Origin of the sequence: Limnofasciculus baicalensis BBK-W-15, from assembly GCF_024178385.1 — a bacterium.
Classification (GTDB): domain Bacteria; phylum Cyanobacteriota; class Cyanobacteriia; order Cyanobacteriales; family Coleofasciculaceae; genus Limnofasciculus; species Limnofasciculus baicalensis.
Genome location: NZ_JAMZMM010000003.1, coordinates 14344 through 32075, shown reverse-complemented (window position 1 = coordinate 32075; position 17732 = coordinate 14344). Strand labels below are relative to the sequence as shown.

The window sequence follows — 17732 nt, the reverse complement described above, 5'->3', positions numbered from 1 at the left end:
TTCTAGACAAAATCATCGGTTGAGACGATCGATGTTAAGGAAGAAACTGGGTTTCTGACTCCTATTAGCGCGGAAGAAACCCGGTTTCTAGACAAAATCATCGGTTGAGACGATCGATGTTAAGGAAGAAACCGGGTTTCTGACTCCCTGCGTCAGTCCTATTAGCGCGATCGCATCGCCAATCATCCAAGATGCCAAAGCCACCCCACCCCCTACTTTCAAGAGAAAAGAATACCGACTGGGGAGTGGGGGGAGTGGAAGATGGACAAAATAAGTAATCTTCTGGCTGTTGAGAGTAATAACGCACCCGACAGGCTATAATCATCCCTGTTGTCACCTCCCACTCCCGTTCAAGATGGCTCGATTAAAAATTGTTAATAACTTTAATAGTAGCTTCGTTCTCGATCCAGAAGCTCGCGAAAACTTATTTGCTTTATTGATTGGCGAAACCTTCCGCAACCAAATTGCGACACAAATCCAATGCCAAGATATTGAGTTTACAGAATTATTATTTCAACCTGTGCCCTACAGTGAGGGGACACCGAAAGGGATGCCAAGGGAATATGAAAAATACCAGGAATCTGACGATCATATTATCATCAATGTTCCTCCTAATTTCATGTTCAAAGCTAAAATATTCCAACCTAGCCGTCTCTGTGCTATTTATCAAAAAATTCGATAGTAAATCTAAAGGGAAATAAAGATGATATCCGAAACAAAGATTCCTATTCTCTCTGAGCTAGACTTTATATCTTATATTGACGAGACGGGCAATTTACCAGAATCGTTACAGGGAAAAATTGGTATTTATGCAATTTTTAACGAGCAAAAAAACCTTCAACTAGTTAACTATTCTCGCGATATTTATCTCAGCCTCAAACAACACCTTGTCCGTCAGCCTCAATCTTGTTATTGGGTAAAGGTAGAAACTATCGATCGCCCCAATCGTACTCATTTAGAGGCAGTGCGGCAAGCTTGGATTGAGGAAAATGGGATAATTCCTCCGGGGAATGGTGTTGATGAAGTAATTTGGAATCATGCTATTGATGCTAAATTAACGATGACAGATGAAGAGCGAGCAACTTATGATAAAAGCGATGGAGTCAGCCAAATTAAGCTGTTAAAAAATATCGCACGGCGAGTTGAAGGTCAAATTTTTGAGATGCTAGAATCCCGTGGTTTGCAAGGTGATATTCGCTTTAATCCTAAGTTAAAGGAGCAAGGATTACTGGATTTAAAATAGTAACTGATATTTAACAAAGATAATAGTTTCCGCCCATGACACCAACGCTGCTAAACAATCGCTATCGGGTACTTCAAACACTAGCTGCGGGTGGATTCGGTTATACTTTTCTCGCCGAAGATACCTATATGCCTTCGGGAAGGCGCTGTGCGATCAAGCAACTCAAACCGATAAGTAACAATCCCCAGGTTGATAAGCTGGTGCAAGAGCGTTTTCAGCGAGAAGCCGCAGTTTTAGAAGCACTAGGGGAAGGTAATAATCAGATTCCTCAATTATATGCTTATTTTTCAGAAGGAGGGGAATTTTATTTAGTTCAAGAATGGATTGAAGGGGATACTTTAACTAATAAGGTACAAAAGGAGGGAATGCTAAGTGAAAGTCAGGTGACAGCAATTTTACTTAGTTTATTACCTGTATTGGATTATGTCCATAATTATCGCATAGTTCATCGAGATATCAAACCAGATAATATAATTATCCGAAAACGGGATGGGTTGCCTGTACTAATTGATTTTGGTGCAGTAAAAGAAGCGATTACAACAGTAGCTAATCCCCAAGCTAGTACTACCCAATCTATGGTAATTGGTACGCCAGGATTTATGGCAGCCGAGCAAGCCGCAGGAAGACCAATTTATGCTAGCGATTTGTATAGTTTAGGATTGGTAGCGGTATTTTTACTAACGGGCAAATTACCTCAATCTTTGGAAATAGATTCCGGTAATGGGGAAATTTTATGGCGCAGGGATGCACCCCATTGTCACTCAAACCTAGCAGGAGTAGTGGATCGAACAATTCGGTTTCATCCTCGCGATCGCTTTTCTACTGCCAGAGAAATGTTAGACACATTAAAATTAAATACCGAATCTTCAGAAATAGCAACTCAGTCAGTGCCTCTCAAGCGTTACCCTATTGCCAGTAACCCAGCAGTGCCACCTACTGTTCCTTTTAAGAGAAAACGCTATCGCTTTTGGCATTATCCCGCAGCAGAGGAACAAAAACAACTCATTGCAGGAGGTTTAGTAGTAGGAGGTTGGCTACTTGTAGCTGTGGCTATTGCGCTCAATTTTAATCGTTATCAGACTACCTCAAATCCAGTACCATCTCCAACTCAAACCATATCAGAATTACCGACTATTAAACCATCTCCATCCCCAATACCTGCGCTAATACCTTCATCACCACTCATTGCCAAACCCTCAGTAATTCTCCCTCAATCTCCTGAAGTTACTGAATCTCCCGAAACGTCAGAAATCCCATCTAATCCTGAATCTACACCAATTATTGCTGAATTACCGAAAGTAGCATCAACACCGAAGCAAGCTACATCAAGTTTTTCTCAATTATCCTCACCCCTAAAAACTCCACAACCTAAACCCTTAGAAACACCCACACCTTTAGCAATACCGAAACCTTTAGCAACATCCACACCTTTAGTAACACCAACACCATCCCCAACTATTGAAAAGAACAATCCCACCCATTCTCAGAGTAAAAGTATCCCGGCATTTGCCCCGGGGACTTCAAAAAAAATAGTCGAATCTTCTCTAGGTAATCCGACGAAGCAATCCAAAGGATTATGGCCGAAAACTAGTGCTTTATTATATGAAGAATTTCTGCCCAATAAAGTTAGTTTGGGATATCTATTTGACGTTAATTCAGGACGTTTGCGCCAAACCGAAGCTTCATTTTATCAGTCAGTTGAGTTGGAGACAATATCTGATACATTAAATCAAATGCTCAATGGTAATATCACGCCAGAGATTCAGGGAGGATTGGCAAGAGTGTATCAGCGCCAATCCAATCGCTATCGATTCATAACGGGAAACCACTTGAAGGTGGCAATTGAACGGAATGAACGCGATCGCATTTATATTGGTGTTTGGGAAGCAGATTTGCATTAATTGAGGGATTATTCTTAGAGGGAGGTTAACCGAGGGCAAAATATGAAGCTCGAAATCCATTCAATTACCCAACTCTGTGCCTTGTCTTTAGGTATTTTCGTTATCTGTAACATCCAAACTCATGCCAAACCTCCCCAATTCTATACGGAAGCGATAACAACGCCAGTTATCTCATCTCGTGGGGCGATACTAGATGAATTAGTCAAAGCGGATGTTGTATACCTGGGTGAAACTCACAATAATCCAGATGACCACAAGGCGCAACTGGAAATCCTGCAAGCACTCCACCAACGAAATCCCAAAATTGCGATCGCCATGGAGATGTTTCAGCGTCCCTATCAATCTATCATAGATCGATATTTGGCAGGAGAACTTACCGAAGCTGAATTAATCGAGCAAACTGAATACGAAAAACGCTGGGGCTTCCCTTGGGAATACTACGCGCCACTATTACGTTTTGCCAAAGACAATAAACTGCCAGTTTTAGCCTTAAATACTCCCACAGAAATCACCCGTAAAGTTGCCCGTCATGGCTTAGAAAGTCTAACACTTGATGAACAGAAACATATTCCACCCTTAACAGAAATTCGTACCGATAACCCCGACTATCGTAAAATGATCCAAGAAATCTACGAACAGCATCAGGAAGGCTCTCATGGAAATAGTACTAGCTTTGAGAGATTTTTTACTACCCAAGTACTGTGGGATGAAACTATGGCAGAAACCATTGCCCAATTTATCATCGCTAACCCAGACTATCAAGTAGTTGCGATCGCTGGCAAGGGTCATATTATTTACGGTTACGGGATACCAAGTCGAGTTGCCCGCCGCATCAATACCCCTGATTTCCTCCAGTATTCCCTTTTGTTTGGTGTTGCCGAAGATGGGAAACTGGATGGAGAAAATAGGATTGCAGATTTCTTTTGGAAGTAGGGAGTGGGGAAAAAATTTTTGAGTTTTACCTTTGATAGCCCATATTCCATGTCTTCAAAGTCCAAAATCTAGTGTAGGGGAGAAGGCTTTGGGCGATAACATCAGGCTTAAACCCAAGGTTTCCTATCCAAATGCTTCTCCCTTCCAGGGTTTGAAGACACGGCCTAGCCGAGGGCGACACTTTATCCTCAAAGAGTCTAATATGTAAAGAGAAAACTCGATAACAACTATTTCTGACTGACAGGGAGGATAAAACCATGGATGTCGTTCGTATCATCATCGCCATTTTCCTACCACCGCTGGGCGTATTCTTGCAAGTTGGGTTGGGCGGGGCTTTTTGGCTTAATATTCTGTTAACCTTACTCGGTTATGTGCCAGGGCTAGTTCATGCTATCTGGATTATTGCAAAAAGGGACTAGATTCGAGATTACTTTTTACATGAATAGTTTGCCAAATTCAGCAAAACCTTTGACTTATCAAGGAATTTATCCTTGTCCAATTTGTCGTGCTGGCGAGATTCAATCCATGCTGTTAATGGATGCTATGGCTTGTGATTCTTGTCGCCAGATTTTTATTGCTGATTTAGACAAACAAATCCTCAAAATGACGGATAGACAGCCCCCTCTTGTCTGGCGCTGGAATGGTAAAAATTGGATGGGAGGACATTTAGAGGGGGTTGAATGGGGATGGACGATATGGGTTTTAGCTATAGCTTTTGTCGTCCTCCCAGCCACTTTGATTGGTTTGTCTGCTTACACTTTTCCTCCAGAGCCTACTAGCCGTTTTTATTGGTTTCCTCTTGTTTGGACAGGGTTAACTTTTTTATCTCATTTAACCATTATTTTATGGTTAGTGACGGAGTTTTATCAATTTCCAATCAGGATGTATTTGAGAATTCGATTGCAGCAGTTATGGGATAGGTGAAATAGCTACATAGACATAGCTCAAGGGGATGTTATCAAGGAGAAAAACGAAGATGAATAGACTGATTTTATTTAAAGCAGATAAAGGAGAAATTAAAAAATATCGGGAAGCCACAGGCACAGCAATTGGTGAATCCTTTTATCGAATTGCCAACGTTGGCTCTATCCCAATTTTAATTAACACCCTCGCAGAATATCACTACTCTAGCACCAAACCCTCCCCCCAACCGGGTTATCGACTTACTGAAACTGTACCAGAAGATAAAGATTCTTTTCGCGATAATGGATGGGAGGTTATTCGCACAGAAGAATACACTCCAGAAATTCCCGCACCCTATGGTGCTGAATTCGATTCCATTTGTATTTGCTATTGCGTCTATAAACCCCTATCCCCAGAAGATGAATGGACAAAAAAAGCTCATCGTCTTGTGCCATCTTTAGATTCCTTTGGCGGTGATGAGTCAGCTTACAAAGCATGGCTCAATTCTCAATCAGAGGAAACTCAAAAAGAGTCAATAGCCACAACCCAATGGCTGAAAACACAAGAAAAACAACCTACTGAAGTGTAACAATCTAATCTTCAATACTAGTACCTGTTATCTCCCATAGATTTGTCTCAAGGTGATTATTTCAAGGAGGGAAAAGAAGATGCGTAAATTATTTGTGTTTAAAGCCGATTGGAGTGAGGTAAATAAATATAGAGGAGAAACGGGAACAAAGCATGGAGAAGCTTTCTATTCTATTGCTAACGCAGGAACAATTCCATTTCTCACCAATACCCTTGCCGAATATTACGATTGCAGTGGTAAGCCGATTCCCACTCCTGGATATAGACTAACAGAAACTGTACCAGAAGATCGAGATTCTTTCCGTGATAGTGGATGGGAGGTTATTCAGGTGGAGGAATATACTCCAGAAATTCCCGCCCCCTACGGTGCTAAATTCGATTCAATTTGTATTTGCTATTGCGTCTATAAACCCTTATCTCCAGAAGATGAATGGACAAAAAAAGCTCATCGTCTTTCTCCATCACTAGCTTCCTTTGGCGGTGATGAAGAAGCTTATAAAACATGGCTCAAGTCTCAACCAGAAGCCAGACAAAAAGAGTCAAGAGCCACAACAGAATGGCTCAAAACACAAGAAAAACAACCTACTGAAGTATAACGAATAAGTTATATATCTGCTACTTAATGGAGAATAAAATCATGTCAAAAGAAGCAATCTCATCAACTTTAACCGCTTATTTCGCTAACATGGCAGCGATGAATCCAGAAGGCTGGGTAGATACATTTGCTGAGGATGCAGTTATTTGCGATCCCATTGGCAATCCTCCCAGCAAAGCACATGAAGATTTTCACAAGTTTTTTGGGATGCTATCAGCTTTCTTTGAAAAGCTGGAATTGTCACAAGACAATATCATTATTGTTGGTAATAATGCAGCAGTTAAGTGGACAATGCGAGTGGTAGCGAAGAATGGGCGAAATGCGATGACTGAAGGAATTAGTACCTTTGAAATTAATGAGGTGGGCAAAATTCAAAAGGTATCATCCTATTGGAATGAATCTGAGATGATGGCGCAACTTAAGGGAGAATAGGAAATTGTCGTGATGTGGCAAAGCTAAAAATGTAGGTTGGGTAGAGCGCAAGCGTTACCCAACTTACCTTGACTATATTCGGTTTCCTCCCTCAACCTAACCTACATCTAATGATTGAACTAATAAAATCTACCAATCAATACCAAATCATTGTTCTTATTTTTGGGAATTATATCAAATCTGTAGCTAAGAAAATGTGATGTTTTTTTAACACAGAGGTACGCAGAGGGTTGTCTTGATTTATCCTGGTAGTTTCAAATGTTTCTAGTAAAGAAATCAATTTTGAAATATTAGATACTTTAAATATATTATGGATATAACCTTAACAGTAGCGAAATTATCTGAAAGCGATACGATCATGAAATTCATCCAAGAGCTGTACGAACATGAGGATATCAGGTTTGATGAATCTATTGCTAATACAGCCTTATCACAACTTTTAGAAGATGATTCACTCGGATATGTCTGGCTAATTTATGGCGATGGAGAAGCTATCGGTTATCTTGTTCTCACTTTCGGTTACAGTTTAGAGTTTGGTGGCAGGGATGGACTTATAGATGAATTATATATTCGAGAGGAATATCGCCGAGCTGGTATAGGAACAAAAGTCCTAGAATTTGTCACAGAATTTTGTAATTCTCTGGGAATTAAAGCCATTCATCTGGTAGTGGAAAGAAAAAATAATACAGCCCATTCCCTCTATCATAAAATGGGCTTTGAAGATTGCGATCGCGATATCATGACAAAGTGGATTAGATCCTAATCCCATCCCATAAAAGATTACCCAATTACTCCTCCTTCGTGTCTTTGTGTCTTAGTGGTTAAATAATTTTCCCTAGATCGCAAAAACCAAAGATCCCTCCCCAATGGTAAAATATCAGGTTAAGTCTCGATCGACCAAATCCATGACAGCAACTCAAATTTCTGCCCTATCCCTCAGTGCGATCGCAAAATCTACCCGCCAAGCTGCCCGTCAGTTGGCGATTCTCTCCACAGAAGCGAAAAACCAAGCCATTGAAGCAATTGCCCAAGCTTTAGAAGCTGCTACACCTGAGATATTAGCCGCAAATGCAGCAGATTGCCAAGCGGCAAAGGAAGATAATATTGCCAAACCACTTTACGATCGCCTCAAGTTAGACGAAACTAAGTTAAAAGGGGCAATTCAAGGGGTGCGGGATGTTGGTAGACTTAAAGATCCTGTGGGTGAAGTGCAACTCCATCGGGAATTAGATGAGGGATTAATCTTAAAAAGAATTAGTTGCCCTTTAGGTGTTTTAGGAATTATATTTGAAGCTCGTCCCGATGCCGCAATTCAAATTACTTCTTTAGCGGTAAAATCGGGTAATGGAGTAATTTTGAAAGGTGGTAAAGAAGCGGTTCGTTCTTGTGAAGCGATTGTCAAAGCAATTCATCAGGGATTAGCCCAAACATCGGTAAATCCGGCGGCAGTTCAATTATTAACTACGCGGGAAGAAACTATCGCCATGTTACAGCTTGATGAATATATCGATTTAATTATTCCCAGAGGATCTAACTCTTTTGTCCAATTTGTCCAGGATAATACTTGCATTCCCGTATTAGGACATGCAGATGGAATATGTCATCTATATATAGATAGTACTGCTGATTTAGAAAAAGCAGTAAATCTAACTGTGGATGCGAAAACCCAATACCCGGCGGTTTGTAATGCGATAGAAACCTTACTAGTCCATAGTGCGATCGCAAATAAATTTCTCCCCATTGTAGCAGGAGCTTTGCAAGAAAGTCAGGTAGAATTACGTGGAGATGAAGCAACTTGTCAAATTTTGGATATTGTACCAGCAACTGAGGATGATTGGCGTACAGAGTACAACGATTTAATTCTTTCTATTAAAATAGTCGATTCCTTAGATGATGCTATTCAGCATATCAATACTTACGGATCTCGCCATACAGAGGCAATTGTTACAGAAGATTTAGTAACAGCCGAAACCTTTATGAATCAAGTGGATGCAGCTAATGTTTTCCACAATTGTTCCACTCGTTTTGCCGATGGTTTTCGCTATGGATTTGGTGCAGAAGTGGGAATTAGTACTAATAAAATACCACCTCGCGGCCCCGTGGGGTTAGATGGATTGGTAACTTATAAATATAAGATGACAGGGAAAGGTGATGTGGTGGCGACTTATGCAGGGAAAGATGCGAAGGCATTTACCCATCGGGATTTAGGGTGAAGATTCAACAGCAAAATGATGTTTGTAAAATTATATTAATTTTTTGAATACCCACGCTCAGATATGGTATAAAACCTTGCCCCTTTCTCAATAATCAAAATTGTTAGCTATGGTGGCAAGCTCCAGGAATTCAATGATTTCCTATCTTATAGACGAAGACTTTAAGTTCTGGTTCAACATTCTCTTCTACCCAGATGAACACCATCGCCCTTAACTGGTTCCCAGGCTGGAGCCTGGGAACCCATATCCAGAGGCTCTGCCTCGCTTGCTTCTCATATAGGCAGATTCTAACTCTCTGCAGTACAGTTTTTTAAACAGAAGGATTCTCTAAATGGCTTATTTTGAGCATACTTGCAATTCAGCGAACTGTATTAGGCAGCCAATGGACAATCAGCAACGCTTTCGGTTGACAGTGATGCTGGTGGTAATTTTGATATTTGCGATTGTGGAATGGTTTGCAGGATATTTAAGCCATAGCCTTGCATTGCGCTCTGATGCTTGGCACATGGTTGCAGATGGGGGCGCAATTTTCCTGGCATTGAGTGCCAGTTGGCTCACCCGCTGGACTATTAGCCGCCGACTGCGGGGGCAACCTCGCTTAGATGCGATCGCTGCTTTCTTAAATAGTGTAGGATTGCTGCTGATGGCAGGATTAATTGCCTGGGAAGCCATTACCCACTTGACGGAATCTCCCCAGCAAATCCTCACCACTCCAATGTTGATCGCGGCGACAATTGGTCTGACAATTAATATCATTGGTATTGCTCTACTCCATGAAGATAGCCAAAGTAATCTGAATGTGCGGGGGGCTTTTTTACATATATTGGCAGATTTGGCAAGTTCTGTGGGAGTGATGATGAGCGCCCTTGCTATTTATGCTTTTCAGTGCTTTTGGTTAGACGGGATAATTAGTTTACTGATTGCCTTATTTATTGCCGGAAGTTCTTTACCTTTGATGGGTTCAAGCTGGCATCAACTGGGCAAAACTTCGCCCCCTGTCAACGAATTAACCCTGCTGGAAATCGGGAAAACTAATCTCATGGATTTGATCGTTCGCAAATCTGATTAAATGTTATTGGGATAGAAGGTTTTAATGGCAAGGGTAGATAATTACAATCTCAATTTCAAATTCGGTTCTCCCAATCCCGTGGGCATGTTATAAACTCCAAACAGAAAGATTGCATTTTCCTTTGTAGTTAGAAGTAGGGTGCGTTACGCTGCGCTAACGCACCCTAAGCCATTGGGATAAAACCGCTATATATAGCAAAAGTCAACAGTCAAAAGTGAAATGCTTGCTATGAATCGGTTTTGGGGTTTTCTGATACCGTAACCGCCTTGGCGACTACTATAACAACTTTATCATCACTCCTTGTCAAAGTTAAGACTATGTGATATTCTCTGACCTGTCAAGCACCCTTGTCTCTAGACGGTTGCTTCGCCCAAGTTAGAGTATCACGCAAATATAACATGAAAACTCTCCAAGCTACTTATCCTCCCAAACTTGATAGTTGCGATGCCTCCAGTGGGGTATCGCTACGCCAAACAATCCTCGATTACTTTGAGGAGGCTTGGCAACTAGAAGATATGATGATGAAAAGTCTGGTAGGGCCAGATACATTCTATCTCAATCCTGACCCCCTGAGAAATCACCTAATTTTTTATCTGGGACATTCTGCAGTTTTTTATATCAACAAATTAATCCGTGTTGGCTTATTAGAAAAGCGACTAAATCATGACTATGAAATCCTGTTTGAACTTGGGGTAGATCCAGAAATACCTGAAGAACTAGATCGAGTAATTGGTCATCTGAATTGGCCAGAAGTCCAAGAGGTTTGGCAGTATCGAGAACAAGCCTATAAAATTATATCAGAACTGATTAAGAAAACCGAATTCGACACTCCTATCAATCCGGATCATCGGCTTTGGGCTTTAATGATGGGACTTGAACATCAGCGGATTCACATTGAAACATCTTCGATGTTAATTCGCCAACTCCCGATTGAGAGAGTGAAACGCCCCGCCAACTGGAAATATGCCCCGGCTAACAGTTACTTTCCTCAGAATGAAATGGTAGAAGTGGCTGGTGGGGTAGCAAAACTGGGTAAAGCTGATGATGATTCTACCTACGGATGGGATATTGACTATGGCTCGCGCACTGTTGAAGTTGCCCCTTTTGTCGCTAGCAAATATCAAATTACCAATGGTGAATTTCTAAAATTTGTCCAGGGTGGTGGCTACGACAATCCAGACTATTGGAATGAAGAAGCTTGGGAGTGGAAGACTCAAAATAATATCAAATATCCGAAATTTTGGCTGCCTGAAAATGGTGGTTATAAATATCGCGCCATGTTTGATGAAATGGAGTTACCATTAGATTGGCCTGTGGAAGTAAATCATTATGAAGCAATGGCTTACTGTCGCGCCCAAGGTGAGGGGACTCGGTTAATGACTGAAGCCGAGTACAATCTAGCAACTTATGGTCATGGTTTGGTAGAAGATGTAGAGAATTATAATCTCAATTTCAAATTCGGTTCTCCCACTCCCGTCGGGATGTTAGAAACCGCCAAAAGTCCATCTGGATTATATGATTTGCGTGGGAATGTGTGGGAATGGTTGAGCGATAACTTAAATCCACTTTCAGGATATAAGCCGCATTTTCTTTATGAAGACAATTCTGCGATCTTTTTTGATACCAAACATAATATGATGTTAGGGGGATGTTGGATCACGAACGGGACAGAAGCTTTAAAATATTATCGCAACTGGTTCCGTCCGAATTTCTATCAGCACGCTGGTTTTCGGATTGTTCGAGATCGGAAATTACCCACCGTCTAGATATAGCAATCCTAAATGGTTTATAAAAATATACCCAGGCAAGATGCCTGGGCTACAAGGGTTCTGGCTTGGGTTTATTTACGACTAATTTAGGAATGCTATAGATGGGGAAGTACACGAAATTAACTGACTATTGTTTTAGCTTATAATCAAGAAGTTGAAACTGATTGCTTGTACTGAAAGTAGGAGATAAATCATGAAAGATTTTGATAATATTCAGATGACGGAATTTCAACAACCGATTCGTTGTTGTAACGTCACAGCCCTTGCTTATGCGACAACTGCGTTAGGCTTTCCGACAACGGTTGATGATATTTTCTACGCAACGAGGCTACCCATCGCTTCAGTTTTAGATGATGGGATGACATTGGCTGAGACATACGATACCTGTGTGAAATATGTCGAGAATGCCAACTTACCACTCACCGTCAGTGTGGAATATTTTGACAGTCCATCAATGACGATGGAGAAGTTTGTGGCATCTGTGGAAAAAGCGGTTTCAGATACAAATGACATTCACATTTTCAACTTCAATACCAAAATTGCTCACAATAACCCTAACCTGGAAGGAGGACATTTCTCCCTGTTAGCAGACTACGATCCTAATGCTAAGGAAATCACTATTGCAGATACAAATCCTAAGCGATACACTCGCTTTTGGAAGTGTCCTATAGATTTGATGTATAAAGCCTGTGTGGATAAAGATTCTGCCTGCGATCGCTCTCGTGGTATGATTGTTGTGCGGAAGAATAGCAACTAAGATTCTGCCGTACCTATTGCTGAATTAGAATGTCAGGACTTAGGTCGCGACGCTACTGATAGTGGGGATGGTGCGTTAGCAAAGCCTAACGCACCCTACAGATGGAGGCTTTGCGTAATTCCTGAATATGACATTTCAACGATCTCGCAAAAGGAATAATCATGAAAAAACTATTCGCTTTTTGTTTAGCAATAATTCTGGCGATGGGGGCAGCTAGCTTGCCAGCCAGCGCTGAGAACTCTTGCTCGCAAAACCGATGGTTAAACTCTGAAAATGTTTTTGTCTCTCTCAAACCCAGTTTTGATAATTTAGCCTTCAAGCCAGATCAGCTTTTTTCCTATCTAGAGAAATAAGTCATTAGCGTTATAAGTAATTATATGTTAATTTATTAAAGGGTAGGCAATATACATAAAGCATGACAAATCAACTCACTGTATCTGAACAATCTCTATCGCGACAAGCATTTTTTGCCAATCCAAAAAACAAAGCGATCGCAGCCTTATTATTCGCCGCAGTGGTGATTAGTTTTGTCCCAATCCTGGTCAAGTTCGCTGAAAATGAAATTAGCCCCAAGGCGATCATCTTTCATCGCCTCTGGATAGCAGGTGCTATCTTGGGATTAGGTCAGGCATTTATGAGGAAAAGAAGTGAACTTTTGCCTGAACAGCCCTCACCAGTTAATCCCTATAGCAGTCGCCAAATAGGATTATTGCTATTAACAGGAGTCTTCTTTGCTGCCCAACAAATTCTTTGGGCATTTTCAGTTACTCAGACGAGTCTGGCTAACTCCTCACTGCTGCATAACTTCACTCCTCTGTTTGTTGCTGTTATAGGCTTCCTGTTATTTGGTCAACGCTTTGATCGCAAATTTATTCTGGGTATGATAATTGCCATCAGTGGCTCAGTCATTCTCGGACTTGATGACCTATTATACGGAACTAGCAAAGTCTTAGGTGACGGAATTGCCCTGATTTCTGCGCTCTTTTTCGCTATATATCTAATCCTTGTTGAACGTGTCCGACATCACTTAGATGCTGTCACTACAGTTTTCTACTTGTGCATTATTGGCACTTTAGCAATATTACCGATCATTTGTACAAGCAAAGATTGCATTTTCCCTTCTTCATGGGGTGGATGGCTAGCAGTTGTGGGGCTAGCTTGGACTGTTGTTTTGGGTTTCTGCTCTACACTATATGCTCTTAAATGGCTTTCTTCAGGGTTTGTGGCTATGGTTTTATTGATTGAGCCAATCTTGACAGGTATCTTCGCTTGGGTAATTTTCTCCGAAAGACTAGATTTATATAATTTGCTGGCTTTTCCTACAGTGATGCTAGGGATATACCTAGCTACAACTAGCGAATTAACGGCCAAAGTTGACACTCCCCTGTCTCTTGACACCGAGATTCTTAAAACCTCACAGCCTTAATAGAGCGGGAAGTGCTGTAGTTTAGAAGCACTAGTGCAGGTGGGCAGAAATAACCCATCAGTTGCGAGCATAGAACCGATGCTACCGGACATGATCTAAAAAGTGAGAAACAGGGTGGTTTTATCTAAATGGTTAATAAATACATTGAGGATACAATGATGAAAAAATTCTTTGATATCTGTTTTGAGTTTGAATTTTATTTAAAAATAGCTATTACCTGCACAATCTTTCAGCAACTATTTTATTGGCTGTTGCACTATATAAATATAGAACTCAATTTTATCACTCAGGTGCTTTTGTACTCGCTTATTGGTTCTATCTCATTTTATACCATGGGCATTTTCATCGAAAATGTAATTAAAAAGAATGATACCCTGAGAGAGAAACTAAATGTCAGAGTTAAGCAGGTCAAAAAACAAACATTTCATTCCTTTACTGCCAAAGGCATTATTATTGGGGAAATCAGAAGTTTCATAGCAGCCTTAATTATCCTCTATCTAGCGCCAGAGGTAGATAGAGGATATAGCTTGCTCCTGAATCTTGGATGGTTTTTGATGAGGATAGTTGTTTTTGATTTCTGTTTTTACGTCACCCATTGGCTATTTCACAGAAAGTCCTTCCAGAAAATACATCTTAAACATCATGAGTTTCCTGACACATCAAGTTTTGTGGCTGGACATAAAACCTTAGCTGAATATATTATTGTTACCATTGCCGAGTGTTTGCCTATCTTTATATTTGGTTATGATATCACCCAACTATGTGCCTGGACGATTATAGGCAATGCTTACAATCTAGAAGGTCATAGTTCCTTATCAATATTTTTCATTCCCTCAGATTTTCACGATCTTCATCATACTTGTTTTAAGGGAAACTATGGCATTCAAGGATTTTGGGATCGGGTATTCAAAACCCTGAATCCTCCTACAAAGAAGCCGGGAATTATGTTCCCTGTCGCTTCTTTGGAGAAGATAGTCATGAAGTAGTAGACATAGCAAGGATAATAAAGAGGAATCAGCCCGACGCTGACACTACCGTCTCGATTACTATCTCTATCTCCGATAAGGATAACTTCACCTTTGTTAGTAGTAAAATTGGCATTGACTCTGATAGCGTTATTATCTTCAGCCGTTTGCGCTAAATTCCCAACTGTCCAAACACCAATAGCAAAACTAAACCTTGAGTTACGATAACACATGCAAATACCTAGCCGAAAAATACCCCACCGCATTTGCCAATTGGTTACTAGGAATTCAATCATCCAATATTGAAATCCTCAAAACCGAATTGACAAACGAACCAATTCGTGCAGATGCCATCACCTTTCTACGAACAGCCAACCAAATATTACACCTAGAATTCCAAACCCTTCCCTATTCTGACCCACCCATGCCACTGCGAATGCTCGATTACTCAGTCAGATTAAAACGGCAATACCGTTGTGAGGTGGAACAAGTAGTCATCTTTTTGCAACAAACAACCTCAGAGGTAGTTTTCACCCAAGAATATCGAGACAGAAACACATCGCACCACTATCGAGTTATCCGCTTGTGGGAACAAAACCCAGCCCTATTTCTCGCCAATCCTGGATTATTACCCCTAGCCACCTTAACCCAAACCGACTCTCCCGAAACCTTACTCACACAAGTGGCAGAACAAATTGCTACAATTTCCGATAGGGAACAACAGCAAACAATAGCCAGTTGCACTCAGATTTTCGCTGGATTGCGGTTTGAAAAAAATCTTATTCGTCAACTATTTCGGGAGGAAATCATGCAAGGATCTGTAATTTATCAAGATATTTTACAACAAGGAGTACAGCGAGGGCAACAACAAGGAGAAGCAATTGTAATTTTGCGCCAGCTAAACCGACGCTTGGGTACAATTAACCCCATACTGCAAGAACAAATTCGAGGATTATCTACTTTCCTCTTAGAAGAGTTAGCTGAAGCGCTGCTAGACTTTTTTAACGTTGAGGATTTAGTCACTTGGTTGAGACGGAAAGATCCCAGACAAGCCCAAGTATCTTTAATTATACGCCTGTTAAACCGAAGGTTAGGAGAAGTTGAACTATCACTAATTAACCGAGTTCAGCGGCTATCAATTGAGCAAGTAGAATCATTAGGAGAAGCCTTATTAGATTTTTCGGAAGTAACAGATTTAGTCAAGTGGTTAGATGAATTAGAGCAACAGGAGGAATAAATTATTATTGGTTATTTGTGGATCATTACTTAAGCAAAAACCCTGTTTGTCGGGTGCGTTACGCTAATGCTAACGCACCATCCCTCCTGTAGGTTATAACTAGCAACTTTAGTTATTTCACAGCTTAGACTTAGACTTAATAAACTCCTGCACAACTGACTCAACAGGGCGAGATTGATTATCCACTTGATAATTCATATTTTGCATTTCCACCGTTGAAATCACTCCCGCCAATCTCTCGATAACTCCGCGTAACTCTGGATACTTTTCCAGGGTTGCCTGATTGAATACAGGCACAGCTTGATATGGAGGAAAATATTGCTTATCATCTTCTAAAATAACTAAGTTCAAAACCGGAATCAAGCCATCGGTAGAATTGGCGGCAATCAAATCTACTTTCTTTTCCGTTAAAGCCTTATACATTAATCCTAACTCCATTTGTTGCGGCGGCTTGGCAAACTTTAAGCCATAAGTTTTAGCTAACCCTGGATAGCCATCTTCTCGTTCAAGAAATTCATACCCAAATCCTGCTACCATTTGAGGAGTATACTTCGCAGCTTCTGAAAGAGTCTTGATTTGCAAGCGTTTAGCATCTTCACCCCGGATAATCATCGCGAAGGTATTGTTAAATCCTAAAGGCTGCATGACTTCTAATTGAAATTTACGATTGTATTCTTCTTTAACTTTTTCATAGACAAGTTGAGGATTGCTAATCGGTTTTTCTTTCAATACAGCAGTAAACGCCGTTCCCGTATATTCTACATAGCCAGCAATTTGTCCTGCTTTGACAGCTTCATGACAGATAAACGTTCCTGCTAAATTTAAACTACGATCCACTTTTAAGTTAGTATGTGATTCAATTTCTTGAGCTAGTAATTCTCCTAAAATTACTTGTTCAGTAAAGTTTTTTGATCCAATCACAATCGTTGGCGTTGTTTGTCGATAGGCAAAAGTAATTAATCCTACAGCCAGTAATATTATGACAGTAAAAGAAATAACTATTTTAGGATTTATATTTCCCTTGCGGTTTTGTTTCCTTTGTTGCGTTAGTTGCTTTTCTAACGATCCCAATGCGAAATCTGCCCCTAATGCAATGAAAGTAGCTGGGATTGCTCCAGCGAGAATTAGCTGATTATTAACTGTAGAAATCCCCCGAAAAATAAAAACTCCCAATCCACCACCACCAATCGCCGCAGCAATAGTGGCAATCCCAACAGAAATAACTGTTGCCACTCTAACTCCCGCTAAAATCACACCTAAAGCCAGGGGAATTTCTACCTGAAAGAGTAATTGCCAGTCTGTCATTCCCATCCCCCTGCCCGCTTCTCGAATCGCAGGATCGACGCTATTAATCCCGATATAAGTATTGCGAATCAGGGGAAGTAAAGCGTAGAGAGTTAAGGCAACAATGGCAGGAACTTTGCCAATTCCTCCTAAAAATGGTACAGAAATAAGGAAACCAAAAATAGCTAAACTGGGAATAGTTTGAATGGCGTTAGCTAAACCAAGAATTGGTGAGGCAAATTTCGGTTTGCGAGTGATGAGAATACCTAAAGGTATTCCAATGGAGATAGCCACAGTCATCGCGATAGCAACTAATACTAAATGTTCGACCGTGTGGAGGATGATTTCTGAAGCATATTGATTGAAAAACATAAATTGCCAATAAAAATGTCTATCTCAATAATTAATTTTACCCCT

Annotated in this window: 20 protein-coding genes; 18 read left to right on the top strand and 2 right to left on the bottom strand. The window is 40.7% G+C overall.

Going from position 1 to position 17732, the window contains the following annotated elements; all coding sequences use genetic code 11:
- Positions 1–97 precede the first annotated feature (97 nt).
- Positions 98–337, bottom strand: a complete 240-nt coding sequence (locus tag NJ959_RS00600; RefSeq protein WP_254009795.1) for a hypothetical protein — start codon at positions 335–337, stop codon at positions 98–100.
- 18 nt (positions 338–355) lie between these two features.
- On the opposite strand from NJ959_RS00600, the gene NJ959_RS00595 reads away from it, so the two are divergent.
- From NJ959_RS00595 to NJ959_RS00510, 18 genes are all read left to right on the top strand, one after another.
- A complete protein-coding gene (locus tag NJ959_RS00595) occupies positions 356–682 on the top strand; it encodes a hypothetical protein (RefSeq protein WP_254009794.1) in 327 nt (108 codons plus the stop codon).
- Positions 683–703: 21 nt separating this feature from the next.
- Positions 704–1243, top strand: a complete 540-nt coding sequence (locus tag NJ959_RS00590; RefSeq protein WP_254009793.1) for a GIY-YIG nuclease family protein — start codon at positions 704–706, stop codon at positions 1241–1243.
- A gap of 35 nt (positions 1244–1278) precedes the next feature.
- Complete coding sequence (locus tag NJ959_RS00585) at positions 1279–3144, top strand: protein kinase domain-containing protein (protein ID WP_254009792.1); 1866 nt, start codon at positions 1279–1281, stop codon at positions 3142–3144.
- Between the two features lie 42 nt (positions 3145–3186).
- Entirely contained in the window at positions 3187–4077 is an 891-nt protein-coding gene (locus tag NJ959_RS00580; protein ID WP_254009791.1) for a ChaN family lipoprotein, read from the top strand.
- 257 nt (positions 4078–4334) lie between these two features.
- On the top strand, positions 4335–4496 hold the full coding sequence (locus NJ959_RS00575; protein WP_254009790.1) for a YqaE/Pmp3 family membrane protein: 162 nt from the start codon (positions 4335–4337) through the stop codon (positions 4494–4496).
- Positions 4465–5001: a hypothetical protein gene (locus NJ959_RS00570; RefSeq protein WP_309242528.1), complete on the top strand. Its 537-nt coding sequence runs from the start codon at positions 4465–4467 to the stop codon at positions 4999–5001. The genes NJ959_RS00575 and NJ959_RS00570 overlap by 32 nt, the downstream gene beginning before the upstream one ends.
- A 52-nt stretch (positions 5002–5053) precedes the next feature.
- A complete protein-coding gene (locus NJ959_RS00565) occupies positions 5054–5569 on the top strand; it encodes a hypothetical protein (RefSeq protein ID WP_254009789.1) in 516 nt (171 codons plus the stop codon).
- A gap of 79 nt (positions 5570–5648) precedes the next feature.
- The gene (locus tag NJ959_RS00560; protein ID WP_254009788.1) at positions 5649–6164 is read left to right on the top strand and encodes a hypothetical protein; all 516 of its coding nucleotides are present in this window, start codon (positions 5649–5651) and stop codon (positions 6162–6164) included.
- A 41-nt stretch (positions 6165–6205) separates the two neighbouring features.
- On the top strand, positions 6206–6595 hold the full coding sequence (locus tag NJ959_RS00555) for a nuclear transport factor 2 family protein (RefSeq protein WP_254009787.1): 390 nt from the start codon (positions 6206–6208) through the stop codon (positions 6593–6595).
- Positions 6596–6905: 310 nt separating this feature from the next.
- A complete protein-coding gene (locus tag NJ959_RS00550; protein ID WP_256528490.1) occupies positions 6906–7358 on the top strand; it encodes a GNAT family N-acetyltransferase in 453 nt (150 codons plus the stop codon).
- A 142-nt stretch (positions 7359–7500) separates the two neighbouring features.
- Positions 7501–8808 (top strand): glutamate-5-semialdehyde dehydrogenase, encoded by a 1308-nt coding sequence (locus NJ959_RS00545; RefSeq protein WP_254009785.1) that lies wholly within the window; start codon positions 7501–7503, stop codon positions 8806–8808.
- Positions 8809–9190: 382 nt separating this feature from the next.
- Complete coding sequence (locus NJ959_RS00540) at positions 9191–9877, top strand: cation diffusion facilitator family transporter (RefSeq protein ID WP_254009784.1); 687 nt, start codon at positions 9191–9193, stop codon at positions 9875–9877.
- 398 nt (positions 9878–10275) lie between these two features.
- A complete protein-coding gene (gene ovoA / locus NJ959_RS00535; RefSeq protein ID WP_254009783.1) occupies positions 10276–11643 on the top strand; it encodes a 5-histidylcysteine sulfoxide synthase in 1368 nt (455 codons plus the stop codon).
- Between the two features lie 196 nt (positions 11644–11839).
- Positions 11840–12403, top strand: a complete 564-nt coding sequence (locus tag NJ959_RS00530; RefSeq protein WP_254009782.1) for a phytochelatin synthase family protein — start codon at positions 11840–11842, stop codon at positions 12401–12403.
- A 161-nt stretch (positions 12404–12564) separates the two neighbouring features.
- Positions 12565–12756, top strand: coding sequence for a hypothetical protein (locus tag NJ959_RS00525; RefSeq protein ID WP_254009781.1), 192 nt, complete (start codon positions 12565–12567; stop codon positions 12754–12756).
- 62 nt (positions 12757–12818) lie between these two features.
- Positions 12819–13829: a DMT family transporter gene (locus NJ959_RS00520; protein WP_254009780.1), complete on the top strand. Its 1011-nt coding sequence runs from the start codon at positions 12819–12821 to the stop codon at positions 13827–13829.
- A 128-nt stretch (positions 13830–13957) separates the two neighbouring features.
- On the top strand, positions 13958–14815 hold the full coding sequence (locus tag NJ959_RS00515; protein ID WP_254009779.1) for a sterol desaturase family protein: 858 nt from the start codon (positions 13958–13960) through the stop codon (positions 14813–14815).
- A 193-nt stretch (positions 14816–15008) separates the two neighbouring features.
- Positions 15009–16031, top strand: coding sequence for a DUF4351 domain-containing protein (locus NJ959_RS00510; RefSeq protein WP_309242527.1), 1023 nt, complete (start codon positions 15009–15011; stop codon positions 16029–16031).
- Positions 16032–16148: 117 nt separating this feature from the next.
- Here the strand turns inward: NJ959_RS00510 and NJ959_RS00500 are convergent, their stop codons facing one another.
- Positions 16149–17687 carry a glycine betaine ABC transporter substrate-binding protein gene (locus NJ959_RS00500; protein WP_254009778.1) on the bottom strand — a complete coding sequence of 513 codons (1539 nt, stop codon included), beginning with the start codon at positions 17685–17687 and terminating at the stop codon, positions 16149–16151.
- Between the last annotated feature and the right edge of the window lie 45 nt (positions 17688–17732).

Bases quoted from the DNA above. Each gene is read 5' to 3' on its own strand.
- ovoA (WP_254009783.1), top strand. From the start codon at position 10,276: ATGAAAACTCTCCAAGCTACTTATCCTCCCAAACTTGATAGTTGCGAT.
- NJ959_RS00525 (WP_254009781.1), top strand. From the start codon at position 12,565: ATGAAAAAACTATTCGCTTTTTGTTTAGCAATAATTCTGGCGATGGGG.
- NJ959_RS00545 (WP_254009785.1), top strand. From the start codon at position 7,501: ATGACAGCAACTCAAATTTCTGCCCTATCCCTCAGTGCGATCGCAAAA.
- NJ959_RS00580 (WP_254009791.1), top strand. From the start codon at position 3,187: ATGAAGCTCGAAATCCATTCAATTACCCAACTCTGTGCCTTGTCTTTA.
- NJ959_RS00585 (WP_254009792.1), top strand. From the start codon at position 1,279: ATGACACCAACGCTGCTAAACAATCGCTATCGGGTACTTCAAACACTA.
- NJ959_RS00555 (WP_254009787.1), top strand. From the start codon at position 6,206: ATGTCAAAAGAAGCAATCTCATCAACTTTAACCGCTTATTTCGCTAAC.
- NJ959_RS00520 (WP_254009780.1), top strand. From the start codon at position 12,819: ATGACAAATCAACTCACTGTATCTGAACAATCTCTATCGCGACAAGCA.
- NJ959_RS00560 (WP_254009788.1), top strand. From the start codon at position 5,649: ATGCGTAAATTATTTGTGTTTAAAGCCGATTGGAGTGAGGTAAATAAA.
- NJ959_RS00530 (WP_254009782.1), top strand. From the start codon at position 11,840: ATGAAAGATTTTGATAATATTCAGATGACGGAATTTCAACAACCGATT.
- NJ959_RS00590 (WP_254009793.1), top strand. From the start codon at position 704: ATGATATCCGAAACAAAGATTCCTATTCTCTCTGAGCTAGACTTTATA.
- NJ959_RS00540 (WP_254009784.1), top strand. From the start codon at position 9,191: ATGGACAATCAGCAACGCTTTCGGTTGACAGTGATGCTGGTGGTAATT.
- NJ959_RS00570 (WP_309242528.1), top strand. From the start codon at position 4,465: ATGCTATCTGGATTATTGCAAAAAGGGACTAGATTCGAGATTACTTTT.
- NJ959_RS00595 (WP_254009794.1), top strand. From the start codon at position 356: ATGGCTCGATTAAAAATTGTTAATAACTTTAATAGTAGCTTCGTTCTC.
- NJ959_RS00565 (WP_254009789.1), top strand. From the start codon at position 5,054: ATGAATAGACTGATTTTATTTAAAGCAGATAAAGGAGAAATTAAAAAA.
- NJ959_RS00500 (WP_254009778.1), bottom strand. From the start codon at position 17,687: ATGTTTTTCAATCAATATGCTTCAGAAATCATCCTCCACACGGTCGAA.
- NJ959_RS00515 (WP_254009779.1), top strand. From the start codon at position 13,958: ATGGTTAATAAATACATTGAGGATACAATGATGAAAAAATTCTTTGAT.
- NJ959_RS00550 (WP_256528490.1), top strand. From the start codon at position 6,906: ATGGATATAACCTTAACAGTAGCGAAATTATCTGAAAGCGATACGATC.
- NJ959_RS00575 (WP_254009790.1), top strand. From the start codon at position 4,335: ATGGATGTCGTTCGTATCATCATCGCCATTTTCCTACCACCGCTGGGC.